This window comes from Oceanobacillus sp. FSL W7-1281 (assembly GCF_037969835.1).
GTDB classification, from domain to species: Bacteria; Bacillota; Bacilli; order Bacillales; family Amphibacillaceae; genus Oceanobacillus; species Oceanobacillus oncorhynchi.
This window is the reverse complement of record NZ_CP150214.1, coordinates 2,596,102-2,611,472: the sequence shown is the minus strand read 5'-3', so window position 1 is coordinate 2,611,472 and position 15,371 is coordinate 2,596,102. Positions and strand designations below refer to the sequence as shown.

Below are 15,371 nucleotides of genomic sequence, written 5' to 3'. Positions count from 1 at the left end.
CCGCTGGCACAGATTTTGAAGCTGTGCCAGCGGCTTTTAGCGTAAATAGACTTGATTCATTTATCAGGATTCACTGTCAAAGAAAGCTGCCAATTAATAGGAGTGAGATTTTCCTGTTCTAAAATAGCGTTTGTTTTTGAAAAGTGACGGCACCCGAAGAAACCCCGGTGGGCAGATAATGGACTGGGGTGCGGCGCTTTTAAAATATAATGCTTATCGGTATCGATCAATTCTATCTTCTTCTGTGCTGCTGCACCCCATAATAAGAAGACAACCGGATGATCTTTCTGATTTAAAGCAGCAATTACTTGATTCGTGAATCGCTCCCAGCCTTGGTTTTTATGAGAATGTGCTTGATGTGCCCGGACGGTCAGGACATTGTTAAGAAGGAACACTCCTTGATCAGCCCATTCTTTCAGATAACCATGGGAGGGAATCTTAAAATCAACATCAGCTGCCAGTTCCTGATACATATTTTTTAAGGAAGGAGGTACCGGCACGCCAGGCTGTACGGAAAAGCTCAGGCCATGTGCCTGGTTAGGGCCGTGATAAGGGTCCTGACCTAAAATAACAACCTTCACCTCTTGGAAATCTGTGAAATGCAGTGCATTAAAAATATCGTACATATCCGGATAAACCGTGTTAGAATCGTATTCTGTCTTTAGAAATTTACGCAAGTGCTTATAATAGTCTTTTTGAAATTCTTGCTCTAAAACTTGTCCCCAATCGTTTTTTAAAGGTATATTCATTGTAGCACCTCATTTAGTGTAAATATTTCTTTGCTTTATTTGTATTGGCAAAATGAAGCTTAGCAACATGTCCCAGCTGCTGTTCGCCATGGGATTTTATATAATTTGCTGCTGCCTTATCCACTTTGCCGGACGCGCCTTTCGGTAAGGTAATACCTGCTTCTTGGGATAATATATCCATTGCTGTTACGAACCGGGCTCTGGCTAAAATAGAAGCAGCAGCAACATTAATCGAATGGCTTTCCGCTTTTGTAATAAAAGTAGTTTTCTCATGAAGCTTTAATGCTTCTGAGTTCAGATAGCGCTTGTAAACGGCAGGCTCACAAAATTGATCAATGACGATTCCATCATAATTCGTACCATCTAATTTTTCAATCAATTTGTCAATGGCATGATGATGCAGCATGGCTTTCATTTTCCCTTGCGACCAGCCTTTAAGCTGCAGATGATTGTATTTTTCATTCCCTAGCTTAAGGATGGTATATGAAATAGGAAGCTGTATGATTTCTTGTGCGATACGATGGATGGCGTCATCTTTTAAGTGTTTAGAGTCTTCCACTCCCATTTGTTTTAATTGAACTTGCTGCACTTCGTCTGCAAAAACAGCCGCAACGGTTATAGGTCCAAAATAATCGCCGGTTCCTGACTCATCGGATCCTATATGACTTTTTTGGAAAATAGCTGTGTCTATACTTGAGGAGGGCTTCGCTTTAGCTGCTTGTGTCGAAGCAGATGAATCCTTCCATTGGGTGCTTTCCTTCTCTGGCTGGCTGCCCTGGAAGAGGACTTTCCCAGAATGATATGCTGTGATGACTGCATAAGGTGTTTTTGCCCGGAAAACAGCACCCTGTGGTGTTTTTTCTAAGCAGGCATGATAATGCTTTTTCATTTGTTTAATTTTATCAGCAGATGTTGTTAATACTTCTTGGCCCAAAGCTTCATTCCTCCAATCATCGGATACCTAAGACTATAGCAAATATAACAGGATTTTGAAATACTTCTTTTTACGCAAAGTTCATGTTAATATATACTAGAATCAACGTTACACAGGAGGAAGCCAAAATGACAGACAATGAAAAACAACGCGTAACAGTTGAAATATACAATCGGACATACCATGTTATCGGAACGGAATCAGAACGCCATGTTCAGCTAGTGGCTAATTTAGTTGATCAAAAAATGAATGAAATCCATGATGCCAATAAACAATTAGATACAGCCAGTTTAGCAGTATTAACGGCTGTGAATACAATGAACGATTATTTAAAACTAAAAGAGGATTATGCAACACTTTTAGGTTCATTACGAAAGAAAGAGGACTAACAAACATGATTAACTTAATTATAATTATTCTTCTATTATTTGGGATTATGATGGGATTAAAAAGAGGATTTGTCCTTCAGCTATTTCATTTAACAGGGTTTATTATTGCTTTTATTGTAGCAGTAATGTATTATAATCCGGTTGCAGAAAGACTCTCCTTGTATATTCCTTATCCAGATCTCTCAGGTGATGGAGCCTGGTCAGCGTTTTTAGAAAACCTGCCAGTTGAATCGGCATTTTATAATGCGATTTCTTTTGCGCTTATCTTTTTTGCGGTGAAATTTATTCTGCAGATTATTGCTTCTATGCTGGATTTTGTGGCGGCAATCCCCATTATCAGCTTTATCAATAAAATTCTAGGAGCCGCGCTGGGGTTTGTTGAGATCTATCTCATCAGCTTCATTATTTTATATATCCTGGCGTTAACGCCTGTGGGCGGGGTGCAGGAAGCAATCCAAGGGTCTTCTCTGGCGATGCGGATTATTGAACAGACGCCATATTTTTCAGATCGTATTTTTGAATTATGGTTCAACTTGACAGAATCTCTGACCAAATAATATAGCAGATCATTAGAAGGTATAGTAAGCAAAACTGACTCAAACTAACTTGGATAGCTTGAGTCAGTTTTATCACGGCATGAGTGTCCGTAATTCGTCCTAACTATATATGGAACAATTATTTTAATATGTATGGGCGAAAACGGTCACTTCATCTCCTGATTAACTTAACTAACCTTCCGTGGAGAAGGAAAAATCTCCACGGAAGGAAGTTTCGTTTTATGTAAATAGTGACAGAATAGGGTGAAAGAAGATGAATAAGAAAGATATCATTCGTTTGCTGGAGAATATAGCTGTTTATATGGAGCTGAAGGGAGAAAATCCATTTAAAATAAGCGCTTATCGGAAGGCTGCACAAGCGATTGAAACAGATGACCGCAGCTTAAGTGAGATAGATGACTTTACAAAGATGAAAGGGATTGGAAAAGGAACTGCAGCAGTAATTACCGAGTTTATCGAAGCTGGACATTCAGAAACCTTAGCGGAATTGGAGAAAGAAGTACCGGCCGGGCTTGTTCCGTTATTAGATTTGCCAGGTTTAGGCGGGAAAAAATTATCCAAGCTCTATCAGGAACTGGGTGTAATTGACGCAGAAACGTTAAAAGAAGCTTGTCTGTCTGGAAAGGTAGAAGCGTTACCTGGATTCGGAAAAAAATCTGTAGAGAAAATCGTTGCAGCAATCGAAGATGCGGGGAAGAGACCGGAACGGCTTCCGGTAGCAATGATGCTCCCGATTGCTGAGAAGATAGAAGCTTATCTGGAGGATATTCCGGGTATTATCCGTTATTCTCAGGCAGGGAGCATCCGGCGTATGCGTGAAACCGTAAAGGACCTTGATTTTATCATTGCCACGGATGAAGCAAGCGAGGTAAAAGAAGCTTTAATCGCACTGCCTTCTGTCAAAAATGTTATTGCGAGCGGAGATACAAAGGTTTCTATCACTTTAGAAGAAGCTTATGATATCAATGTTGATTTTCGTCTGGTTTCTGACGGGGAATTTGCTTCTACTTTACATCACTTTACCGGTTCAAAGGATCATAATGTAGCTATGCGTCAATTAGCAAAGTCGCGTGGTGAAAAAATCAGTGAATACGGTGTAGAGGTGGAAGAAACAGGAGAGACGTTCCAGTTTGAAACGGAAGAAGCCTTTTTTAATCATTTTGGTCTGCATTTTATTCCCCCGGAGGTTCGTGAAAATACAGGAGAAGTAGACCTGTTTACAGAGGAACAGAAATTAATCCAGCTATCCGATATTCGCGGAGATTTGCATATGCATACCACCTGGAGTGATGGAGCACAGTCTTTAGACGAAATGGCTGAAAAGGTAAAAAGTATGGGCTATTCCTATATGGCGATTACAGACCACTCTAAATACTTGCGCGTAGCAAATGGATTAAATGAAGAACGTCTTCGTAAGCAGCGTCAGGAAATTAATGCATTAAATGAAAAGTACGCTGATTTCCATATCTTTTCGGGTGTGGAAATGGATATTCTGCCAGATGGCAGCTTAGATTTTGAGGATGATTTTCTAAAGGAAATGGACTTTGTTATCGGTGCGATACATTCCAGTTTTCAACAATCGGAAGAGGAAATCATGCACAGGCTGACTAACGCCTTAGAAAATCCATATGTTTCAATTATTGCTCACCCGACAGGAAGACTAATCGGGAGAAGAGATGGATATAAAGTGAACCTGGAAAAATTGATTGAAAAAGCAAAAGAAACAAATACCGCATTAGAAATCAATGCTAATCCCAATCGCTTAGATTTATCCCATGAATGGGCTAAAAAAGCGCAGGAAGCAGGCGTAAAGCTTGTCATTGATACTGACGCACACAACTATCAGATGCTTGAACATATGCAATATGGTGTAGCTACTGCCCGTAAAGGATGGATCAAACCGTCCACTGTAATCAACACATGGACAAAAGAAGAATTAGCTGCATTCTTTAACCAGGGAAAATAAATGCGTCATTGTTTTCATGCGGAAACTGGCACAAAGTATAGATTTTAATTTTTAATAAAAGAGGGGTTAAAATGAACGAACGTGTACTAAAAACGCTTGAGTTTCACCGCCTTGTTGAAAGGGTTCGTGAACAAGCAGAAACCTCTATAGGAAAGGATTTAGCATCTAAATTACGACCAAAGTCGACGCTTGATGAAGTAGAGGAGTTACAAGCGCAGACTGACGAAGCCGTTCAAATTTTCCGGCTGAATAAAGTGATTCCTTTAGGCGGTATATCTGATATACGACCGAGTGTGAAACGCAGTGCAATAGGGAGCATTCTTTCTGCAGATGAGGTTTTACGCATTGGTGATACGTTATATGGAGGCAGACAGGCCAAAAGTTTTTTAGAACAGGTCGAGGATTTGGAAATACCAATTCTTCAATCTGCCGCAGCAAATATTATCGCTATCCGGGATTTGGAACAGCATATTAACAGCTGTATCGATGATCATGGTCAAATAATGGATGGTGCTTCATCAGCTTTACGTTCTATCCGCAGCTCTATCCGGACGTACGAAAGCAGTGTCCGAAGCAAGCTGGAAAGCTATACACGCTCTAACAGTAAAATGCTTTCCGATTCGATTATCACGATTCGGAATGATCGTTATGTTTTGCCGGTAAGACAGGAATACCGGGCTGCCATTGGCGGAATTGTCCATGATCAGTCATCATCCGGTCAGACATTATTTATGGAGCCAAAAGCGGTAGTGGATATGAATAATAAATTACAGGATTTATTTTCTAAAGAAAAGCAAGAAATAGAACGGATTTTAAAGGAACTCAGCGGGCATATCGCATCCTATGAACAAGAGCTTTTAAATAATGTCTATTGGCTTTCGGAAATTGATTTTATCAGTGCCCGGGGAAAACTTGCTCAAAAAATGCATGCGGTAAGACCTAAAATGAATATACATGGTTATATAAAGATACAGCAGGCAAGACACCCATATATTCCAGATGATCAAGTTGTTCCAAATGATGTGGAAATGGGCAAGGATTATCAGGCAATTGTTATTACAGGACCAAATACAGGCGGAAAGACAGTTACTTTGAAAATGGTTGGGCTTTGTACATTGATGGCTCAATCCGGTTTACAGGTACCCGCACTCGATGGTTGTGAAATGCCGATATTTGATGAGGTTTTCGCTGATATAGGTGATGAACAGTCAATTGAACAAAACCTGAGTACCTTTTCCTCCCATATGACAAACATTGTGGAAATTATGAAGCATGTCACGGATCAGTCGCTGGTTTTATTTGATGAATTAGGCTCTGGTACAGACCCGCAAGAAGGGGCTGCTTTAGCAATGTCGATTCTGGATGAGGTGCTTTCTAAAAATGCAAGTGTTATTGCGACGACCCATTACCCGGAACTAAAAGCTTATGGATATAACCGGACACAGGTGGTCAATGCTTCTGTAGAGTTTAATGTAGAAACATTACGGCCGACATACCGGTTACTAATTGGCGTGCCGGGACGAAGTAATGCATTTGACATTTCGAAGCGGTTAGGGCTTGATGGAAATATCATTAATCAAGCGAAGCAGCTGATTGGTGTGGATTCTCATCAAGTAGAAAATATGATTGCTTCCTTAGAACAATCCCATACAGAGGCAGAGCGAGACTATGAAAAAGCGCATCAGGTACTTGAAGACAGTGAAAAACTGCATCAAGAACTAACAAAAGCGATGAACCGATGGGAAGATAATAAGCAAAAGATTTATGAAAAAACGGAAGAGAAGGCTGAAAAAGCATTGCTGAAGGCGCGTCAGGAAGCAGAAGAAATTGTGCAGATGATGCGCAATATGAAAGATCAGTCTGGCATGAAAGAACATGAGTGGATCGAAGCCAGAAAGATGCTTGACGATGCAATGCCGAATCTAAGCAGTGATAAATCAGCTGTCCAGCCTGAGAAGAAGCAAGAACAGAGTGAACTGAAGCCGGGAGACGAGATTAAGCTGCTCACCGTAAATCAGCTTGGCGAGGTTGTTGAAAAGGTGAATGACAAGGAATATAGGGTGCAGGTCGGTATTATGAAAGTAAAAGTAAAACGGTCTGATTTAGAGCTCGTCAAGAAGAAGAAAAAGAAGCAGGCTGAGCCAGTGGCCACGGTTAGGGGCAATAATAACCAGCATGTGAAAACAGAGTTAGATTTACGCGGCGAACGTTATGAGGACGCGATGCACAAGCTGGAGAAGTATGTGGATGATGTATTGCTGGCCGGCTATGCACAAGCATCTATTATTCATGGGAAAGGGACTGGCGCCTTGCGAAAGGGTGTTCAGGAATTTGTGAAGCGGCATCCGCATATCAAAGGCTCAAGGTCAGGTGAAGCAGGAGAAGGCGGAAGCGGCGTTACAGTTATTCGCTTTGAATAAGTAGTAGAGTTAAATGTTTAGTAAGATTGGAAAAAGGGGTTGATGCTATACTGGTAACGAATCCCTTTTTCCAAATGAAGGAGCGAGAAAAATGGAAGGCTTTTGGGAAAATATTTTAGTAATAACCGCAGCAAGATATAGTGTGTTTATTTTATCCACTCTGCTCTTTTTAGCAATTGCTGAACTGGTAACCTCCTATAAAAACTGGGAGGAAATAAAAAAAGGGAATCTGGCTGTTGCGATGGCTACCGGAGGAAAGCTATTCGGTATAGCCATGATTTTCAGATTCTCCATTGAGCATAACGATAGTTTAATGGTATCGATGGGCTGGGGGATTTTCGGTTTTGTATTATTAATAGCAGGGTATTTGTTTTTTGAATTTTTAACTCCATTTATGAAAGTGGATGAAGAAATCGGCAACGGCAATAAGGCTGTCGGCTTTATTTCGATGGTCATCTCTGTCGGGTTAGCCTATGTTATCGGAGCAAGCATCGTTGGTTAGGAGGGCAATGAGTGATATTTGAACGTTTAGCAAAAATATTAATGGCAGTTGGAATTATTTTTTTCATCGTGGGATTGGTTTATTTATTTCTCTAAATATTAGATAATATTTTCAAAGTTAGCAATTAACCGTTATAATAGGTATAGACTAAATTGAAGGAGGAATGATTTATGTTGGAAAAAAGGGCTTGGCATGATCGCTACCCTGAGGATTTACCTAAAACACTGGAATATGATAAGTGCGCTCTGTATCAATATTTAATTGATGCGGCGAAGCATCACGGAGAAAAGAAAGCGCTTTATTTCATGGGTAAGGAGATGACATATAAAGAGCTGTATAAAGAGGCGAAAAAAACAGCGAATTATTTGCAATCTATCGGAATCAGAAAAGGAGACAGGGTTGCTATTTTTTTGCCAAATACTCCTCAATCGGTCATTAGCTACTATGGTATCCTGATGGCAGGAGCAATAGCTGTTCCAACAAATCCGCTTTATACGGAAAGAGAATTGATTTTTCAAATGAATGATGCGCAGGCTAGAGCAATTATTTGTTTAGATATTTTACTTCCGCGTGTAAACAGCGCCCGTTCACATACGACATTAGAGCATGTTATTGTAACCGGCATCAAGGATTATCTTCCTTTCCCTAAAAATATGATTTATCCATTTATACAGAAGCGAGAATACAATTTGGTGGTGAAGGTAGAGCCCAGCAATGATACCCATGTATGGAAAAAGATGATGGAGCACTCGGTTGCTGATTATTTAGAATCCCCTATTAATCCGGAAGAAGACCTTGCACTTTTACAATATACCGGCGGGACAACAGGCAGTCCTAAAGGAGTAATGCTGACGCATTATAATTTAAGTGCCAATGTGCAAATGTGTGAAACATGGCTTTCGCGCAGCGAAGAACAAAAAGGTCAGGATGTGGTTCTAGGTATTCTTCCATTCTTCCATGTATACGGGATGACAGCTGTGATGAACTTTGCGATAAAAAAAGCCTCCAAGATTATTCTGATACCAAAATTTGATGCGGGTGACTTATTAAAAGTAATAGATAAACAGAAACCTAATCTTTTCCCAGGCGCCCCAACAATTTATATCGGTCTGTTAAACCATCCGGAATTAGAGAAATATGATTTATCCTCTATAGATGCGTGTATTAGCGGGTCGGCTCCGTTACCGGTTGAAATTCAGGAGCGCTTTGAAAGAATTACCGGTGGAAAGCTGGTTGAAGGATATGGATTAACAGAAACTTCCCCTGTAACACATGCAAATTTTGTATATGCTGAACGTATTAACGGCAGTATCGGCGTTCCTTGGCCGGATACAGATGCTAAAATTGTTCAAATGGGCGAATCGGGGTTAGAAGAAGTTCCGGCTGGAGAAATCGGCGAAATTGCTGTAAAAGGTCCGCAAGTAATGAAAGGGTATTGGAATAATGAAGAAGAGACGTCGAGTACCCTGAAAGATGGCTGGCTGTTGACCGGCGATTTAGGATATGTTGATGAATCCGGTTTTTTCTATGTCGTGGACAGAAAGAAGGATATGATTATTGCAGGCGGTTTTAACATTTATCCAAGAGAAATCGAAGAGGTTTTGTATGAGCATGAAGCTATCCAGGAAGCGGTAGCAGCAGGTGTGCCTGATCCATACAGAGGAGAGACAGTAAAGGCTTATATTGTGTTGAAAGAGGGAGCGGCTCTTACGGAGGAAGAGTTAAATGAATATGCAAGAAAACATCTCGCAAGCTACAAAGTCCCGAGAATTTATGAATTCCGTGATGAATTGCCAAAAACAGCAGTGGGGAAAATCTTAAGAAGAAAACTGATTGACGAAGAGAAACAGAAACAAGAAGCAGCATCTGTTTGAGCCTCGTGCTCTTTTTTTCTTTTCCAAAGCAGCTTGACAGCTAATTTAATTAAGCAGAGAAGCTGAATGTATTTATATTGAAAGCGTTTTAATCAAAGCAGCTTTTCATTGACATTAAACTTCAAGAATTGTATATTAAAAATATGAATGACTATTCACTCATTTTTAATTATGTAATCAAGGAGTAAATCATGAATAATCAAAAACCAAAATATCATCAAATTATTGAAGCTGCTGTAAAAGTAATTGCCGAAAATGGATACCATGGGTCACAGGTTTCCAAAATAGCACAGGAAGCGAATGTTGCTGACGGTACCATTTATTTATACTTTAAGAACAAAGAACATATTCTTGTTTCTTTATTCGAAGTGAAAATGGGAGAATTTATCGATCAAATAGCAAAAGCAATCGAAGAAAATGATTCTGCTTCTAATCAGCTGTATACCTTAATAAAAATGCATTTCACGCAGCTGTCTTCAGATTATTATTTAGCTATTGTGACCCAGCTGGAGTTAAGACAATCAAATATTTCTTTAAGACTGCAGATTAATCAAGTTTTGAAGCCTTACTTGACCGTGATTGACGGTATTATTCAAAAAGGAATGGAGCAGCAGCATTTTAGAGAGGATTTGAATATACCTCTGGTCAGGCAAATGATTTTCGGTACACTTGATGAGATTGTTACGAATTGGGTGATGAAGGAACAGAAATATCATCTTGTTGACATGGCACCTGAGATTCACAGAATGCTCGTCAGTGCTTTAGCTTCTAAATAAGCAGATAATGAAATATAAAAAAGAGGTGATTGATTTGTCCGTTTTGGAATTAAAAGTAGAGGAGAGGGTTGCTTATTTAACAATCAAAAGCCCTCCTGCTAATGCATTATCTTCTAAGCTGATCGCAAAATTAGATGAACTGTTAACACAGATTGAACAAGAAGGGGAAGCCAAAGTGGTTGTCCTGCAGGGAGAAGGCAAGTTTTTCTCAGCTGGGGCAGATATTAAAGAATTTACCGCTCTTCAAGAGGCATCAGAGTATGAAACTTTAGCTAAGAATGGACAGAACATTTTTAACAGAATAGAGCATTTTCCGCTTCCTGTTATTGCATCCATACATGGCGCTGCATTAGGCGGAGGATTAGAGCTCGCAATGGCTTGCCATATAAGGTATGCTACACCGGATGCAAAGATAGGGCTTCCAGAGATGAATTTAGGCATTATTCCTGGTTTTGCCGGTACACAGCGTTTGCCGCGATATATAGGTAATGCCAGAGCATATGAGATGATTTTAACCGGAGAACCGATTTCCGGAAGGCAGGCGGAAGAATGGGGGCTTGTTAACCGGGTTGTTGAGGAAGACGATCTGGAAAAAGAGGTTCGTCGACTAGCCGGAAAAATTGCTGCTAAAAGCAAGCCTGGAATCAATCGGATTATGCAATTGATTCCCTATGCAAATACAAGCCAATTTGCAGAAGGAGCTGACCGTGAAGCGAGCTTGTTTGGTGAAATCTTTGGTTCGTATGATGCGAAGGAAGGTGTAAGCGCTTTTAAAGAGAAGAGAGCAGCTAAGTTCCAAGATAAATAGATTTTCGAGGGAGTGTAAAAAGTTACATCATGGTAAGGAACTGTACTATGGACTGCTTTTTAAATATACATTCTAGTTTGTGACAAGGAGGAAAAAAGATATGAATATTTATGTATTATTGAAAAAAACGTTTGATACAGAGGAAAAAATTGCTGTTCAAAATGGAAGAATTGAAGATGACGGTGCAGAATTCATCATTAACCCTTACGATGAATATGCAGTAGAGGAAGCGATTGTACAAAGAGATAAGCATGGCGGAGAGGTTACTGTTGTTACCATTGGTGACGAAGACTCTGAGAAGCAGCTTCGGACAGCTCTTGCCATGGGAGCGGACAAAGCCGTTCTAATTAATACAGAAGAAGATTTGGAAGAAGGAGACCAGTTTACAACTGCTAAAATTTTAGAAGCATTTTTTGAAGAAAAGGAAGCTGATTTGATTTTGGCAGGGAATGTTGCTATTGATGAAGCGAGCGGTCAGGTTGGACCGAGACTTGCCGAGCTTTTGGGAATATCTTGCGTTACAACGATAACGAGCCTGTCTATTGATGGCGATACCGCATCAATAGAAAAAGACGTCGAAGGAGATGTCGAAATAGTTGAAACCAGCCTGCCGGTATTAGTTACATGCCAACAAGGTTTAAACGAACCGCGTTACCCTTCGCTGCCGGGAATTATGAAAGCGAAGAAAAAACCGCTTGAAGAGTTAGAAATCGATGATCTGGATCTAGATGAGGATAAAATAGAGGCAAAAACGAAAACAATCGATATTTATCTTCCGCCTGAAAAAGAAGCTGGTAAGGTGTTAGAGGGAGAGGTAGCGGATCAGGTGAAGGAATTGGTTTCTTTATTGAAGAATGACAAGAAGGTACTTTAAGGGGAATTTCAAGAGGTACTCTAATGGAAATTTCAAAAAGTACTTTAAGAGATAATTCCAAAGATACTTTAAAGAGAAGTTCGTATGATAATGAAGCTGATAGTGAAAGGGGACAATAATAATGAGCGACAAAATACTAGTGATTGGTGAAGTAAGAGATAACGATATAAGAAACGTTTCTTTTGAGGCAATCGCAGCGGCGAAACAGATTGATGCGGATGCTGAAATTGTAGGTGTTTTATTCAGTGATAGTGATTTAACCAGTGCAGGTGAAGAACTGATTGCTTATGGGGCGGACAGTGTTGTTACAGTCACGCACGACAATTTGAAAACGTATACATCGGAAGGGTATGGACAGGCGGTTTTAGAAATTATCAATGAATTATCTCCAAAAGGAATTGTCATGGGGCATACCTCTATCGGAAAAGATCTGACACCAAAACTTGCAAGCAGGCTGTCAGCAGGACTTATCTCTGACGTAGTAGATATTGAAAAAGATGGCGATGACAATGTATTTATTCGTCCTATCTATTCTGGAAAGGCATTTGAAAAGAAAATATTTGCAGATGATTTTATATTTGTAACGATTCGCCCGAATAATATAGCTGCTCTTGAAAAAGATGCTTCAAGGTCTGGCGAGGTGAATGCCAAGGATATAGATATTAAAGATTTACGTACGATTGTGAAGGATGTTGTCCGAAAAACTTCAGAGGGGGTTGACCTCTCAGAAGCAAATGTTATTGTAGCAGGCGGAAGAGGAGTAAAAAGTGCAGATGGATTTAAACCGCTTTACGAGCTTGCAGATGTACTGGGAGGTGCTGTAGGGGCATCAAGGGGCGCCTGTGATGCTGACTATTGTGATTATGCGTTGCAAATTGGGCAGACCGGAAAAGTAGTAACTCCTGATTTATATATTGCTGTAGGTATCTCCGGCGCAATTCAGCATTTAGCAGGAATGTCTAATTCCAAGGTAATTGTTGCTATAAATAAAGATGCTGAATCAAATATCTTTAATATTGCTGACTATGGGATTGTTGGTGATTTATTTGAAGTCATCCCGCTGCTTATTGAAGAAATTAAAAAAGTGAAAGCATAAAGGAAGTAAAAGGTCTGTGAGAAATGCTGTGGCACAGGCCTTTTGAAAGTAATTTTAATCAATTCAAGCAAACTATTAGGAAGTATACTTATACGATGATATACTCATACTAAGCTTATGATAAGCTGCATGATGTTTTAAGGAGGTAAAAATAATGGCAATTAAACATGTAACGGATCAAAACTTTACAGACGAGACATCAAAAGGTCTTGTACTTGCAGATTTCTGGGCTCCATGGTGTGGACCTTGTAAAATGATTGCTCCTGTTTTAGAAGAAATTGATGGAGAAATGGAAGAGAAAGTACAGATCGTCAAATTAGATGTGGATGAAAACCAGGAAACAGCTGGGAAATTTGGTGTAATGAGTATACCGACACTTCTTTTATTCAAAGATGGGGAAGTGGTAGACCAGGTTATTGGTTTCCAACCTAAAGAGGCATTAACAGATTTAATTAATAAACATGCCTGATAAAGTCACGTTTTCGTTCTGTGATGATAGCATATCACAGAACGGATTCTTTGATTTCTATTAGAAAAAAAGGAATCCCTTTGTCATCAAGCAGATGAAAAGGGATTTTCTGATGTATAAAGGGCTGGTTATAGATGAAAGAAGCAATTGAAAAAAAGTTGGCTATTCTTCCAATGCAGCCTGGCTGTTATTTGATGAAGGATAAGCATGGAACAATTATTTATGTAGGAAAATCTAAAAAGTTAAGAAACCGCGTTCGTTCTTATTTTCGCGGGGCGAATGACAGAAAAACGCAGCGTTTAGTTCAGGATATTGCAGATTTTGAATATATGGTTACTTCCTCAGAGATTGAAGCACTTATTTTAGAAATGAATTTAATAAAAAAATATGATCCTAAGTATAATGTGATGCTGAAGGATGATAAATCGTACCCTTATTTGAAGATTACATCCGAGCGGCATCCGAGGTTAATTGTCACAAGACAGTTAAAAAAAGATAAAGGAAAATATTTTGGTCCTTATCCTAACGTCATTGCGGCAAGAGAAACCAAAAAGCTTTTAGACCGGATCTATCCGCTCAGGAAATGCAATAACCCTCCCGGCAGACCGTGTCTTTATTATCATATGGGGCAATGCTTAGCCTGTGGTAAAAATCCGCCTTCTAAAGAAACATATCAGCAAATTGTTCAAGAGATAACCTCCTTTTTACATGGCGGGTTTAAGGATATTCGAAACCGTTTGACCAGGGAAATGACTGAAGCAAGTGAAGTGTTGAATTTTGAACGAGCAAAAGAACTTCGAGACACCATCCAATACATCGATGCAACAATGGAACAGCAGAAAATGGCTGCTAATGATTTAGTAAACAGGGATGTTTTTGGATACAGCTATGATAAAGGCTGGATGTGTGTACAGGTTTTCTTTATCCGGCAAGGAAAGCTGATAGAACGCGATGTCAGCATCTTTCCATTTTATGATAATGCGGAAGAAGCGATTGTCAGTTTTATAGCGCGATTTTATCTGCAGGAAAACCATTTGAAGCCAAAACAGGTATTAGTTCCGATAGGCATTGATGATGAGATATTGGAAAAATTACTTGAAGTCAATGTCCATACACCGCTTCGTGGCAGAAAAAAGGAAATGGTAGAATTAGCTGAAAAAAATGCAAAAATCGCTTTGAACGAGAAATTTCAATTAATTGAGCGGGATGAAGAAAGAACCTATCAAGCGATGGAGGATTTAGGCGATTACTTAAATATAGAGACACCTCGCCGGATTGAAGCGTTTGATAATTCGAATATTCAAGGAACAGATCCTGTATCGGCGATGATTGTTTTTGAAGATGGAAAACCGAACAAAAAAGAATATCGCAAATATAAAATCAAAGATGTCAAAGGACCGGATGATTATGAAACTATGCGGGAAGTAATACGCAGACGTTATACCAGAGTACTTCGCGAGGAGCTTCCTTTACCTGATTTAATTATTGTTGACGGGGGAAAAGGCCAGATGACATCAGCATCAGATGTGCTGGAAAATGAACTTGGTTTAAGTATTCCGCTTGCTGGTCTTGCTAAGGATGACCGGCACAAAACCAGCGAATTATTATACGGGGAGCCTCCGGAGGTCATTCCGTTAAAACGCCAATCACAGGCCTTTTATTTAGTGCAGCGGATACAGGATGAGGTGCACCGCTTTGCCATTACCTTCCACAGGCAATTAAGAGGAAAAGGACTGTTTCAATCCGAGCTTGACCGTATCCCGGGTGTTGGAGAGAAACGACGCAAGCTTTTATTGACGCATTTCAAATCGGTAGAAGAAATTAAAAATGCCTCTTTGGAGGATATGCGTAAAATTGGCATACCCAAAAATATAGCCACAGAGATTATCGGACATTTAAAGAAGCAGGAAGCAGAACAAAACGATCGTGAAATCGAATAAGTTTCGCGATCGTTTTG

14 protein-coding genes are annotated in these 15,371 nt (G+C 39.8%); 12 read left to right on the top strand and 2 right to left on the bottom strand.

Annotated elements, in window-relative coordinates:
* Positions 1-56: 56 nt before the first annotated feature.
* Together ung and rnhC are read right to left on the bottom strand one after the other, a co-directional pair.
* On the bottom strand, positions 57-749 hold the full coding sequence (gene ung / locus MKX55_RS12985; protein WP_339233137.1) for a uracil-DNA glycosylase: 693 nt from the start codon (positions 747-749) through the stop codon (positions 57-59).
* A 13-nt stretch (positions 750-762) separates the two neighbouring features.
* Positions 763-1,683, bottom strand: coding sequence for a ribonuclease HIII (gene rnhC / locus MKX55_RS12980; RefSeq protein WP_339233136.1), 921 nt, complete (start codon positions 1,681-1,683; stop codon positions 763-765).
* Positions 1,684-1,811: 128 nt separating this feature from the next.
* Here rnhC and zapA point away from each other — a divergent pair, with 128 nt between their 5' ends.
* The 12 genes from zapA to uvrC all read left to right on the top strand — a co-directional run bounded on the left by zapA (position 1,812) and on the right by uvrC (position 15,354).
* The gene (zapA, locus tag MKX55_RS12975; RefSeq protein ID WP_042534454.1) at positions 1,812-2,072 is read left to right on the top strand and encodes a cell division protein ZapA; all 261 of its coding nucleotides are present in this window, start codon (positions 1,812-1,814) and stop codon (positions 2,070-2,072) included.
* 5 nt (positions 2,073-2,077) lie between these two features.
* A complete protein-coding gene (locus MKX55_RS12970; RefSeq protein ID WP_339177561.1) occupies positions 2,078-2,629 on the top strand; it encodes a CvpA family protein in 552 nt (183 codons plus the stop codon).
* 253 nt (positions 2,630-2,882) lie between these two features.
* On the top strand, positions 2,883-4,595 hold the full coding sequence (gene polX, locus MKX55_RS12965; RefSeq protein ID WP_339233135.1) for a DNA polymerase/3'-5' exonuclease PolX: 1,713 nt from the start codon (positions 2,883-2,885) through the stop codon (positions 4,593-4,595).
* 71 nt (positions 4,596-4,666) lie between these two features.
* On the top strand, positions 4,667-7,015 hold the full coding sequence (locus tag MKX55_RS12960; RefSeq protein WP_339233134.1) for an endonuclease MutS2: 2,349 nt from the start codon (positions 4,667-4,669) through the stop codon (positions 7,013-7,015).
* 91 nt (positions 7,016-7,106) lie between these two features.
* A complete protein-coding gene (locus tag MKX55_RS12955) occupies positions 7,107-7,517 on the top strand; it encodes a DUF350 domain-containing protein (RefSeq protein WP_042534446.1) in 411 nt (136 codons plus the stop codon).
* A 170-nt stretch (positions 7,518-7,687) separates the two neighbouring features.
* Positions 7,688-9,391, top strand: coding sequence for a long-chain-fatty-acid--CoA ligase (locus tag MKX55_RS12950; protein ID WP_339233133.1), 1,704 nt, complete (start codon positions 7,688-7,690; stop codon positions 9,389-9,391).
* A gap of 191 nt (positions 9,392-9,582) precedes the next feature.
* Complete coding sequence (locus MKX55_RS12945) at positions 9,583-10,167, top strand: TetR/AcrR family transcriptional regulator (protein ID WP_339233132.1); 585 nt, start codon at positions 9,583-9,585, stop codon at positions 10,165-10,167.
* 7 nt (positions 10,168-10,174) lie between these two features.
* Positions 10,175-10,975 carry an enoyl-CoA hydratase gene (locus tag MKX55_RS12940; protein ID WP_339233130.1) on the top strand — a complete coding sequence of 267 codons (801 nt, stop codon included), beginning with the start codon at positions 10,175-10,177 and terminating at the stop codon, positions 10,973-10,975.
* Between the two features lie 100 nt (positions 10,976-11,075).
* Positions 11,076-11,849 (top strand): electron transfer flavoprotein subunit beta/FixA family protein, encoded by a 774-nt coding sequence (locus tag MKX55_RS12935; protein WP_339233128.1) that lies wholly within the window; start codon positions 11,076-11,078, stop codon positions 11,847-11,849.
* Between the two features lie 121 nt (positions 11,850-11,970).
* On the top strand, positions 11,971-12,945 hold the full coding sequence (locus tag MKX55_RS12930; protein ID WP_339233127.1) for an electron transfer flavoprotein subunit alpha/FixB family protein: 975 nt from the start codon (positions 11,971-11,973) through the stop codon (positions 12,943-12,945).
* A gap of 154 nt (positions 12,946-13,099) precedes the next feature.
* On the top strand, positions 13,100-13,414 hold the full coding sequence (gene trxA, locus MKX55_RS12925; protein ID WP_042534434.1) for a thioredoxin: 315 nt from the start codon (positions 13,100-13,102) through the stop codon (positions 13,412-13,414).
* Between the two features lie 134 nt (positions 13,415-13,548).
* Positions 13,549-15,354 carry an excinuclease ABC subunit UvrC gene (uvrC, locus tag MKX55_RS12920; RefSeq protein WP_339177543.1) on the top strand — a complete coding sequence of 602 codons (1,806 nt, stop codon included), beginning with the start codon at positions 13,549-13,551 and terminating at the stop codon, positions 15,352-15,354.
* Positions 15,355-15,371 lie beyond the last annotated feature (17 nt).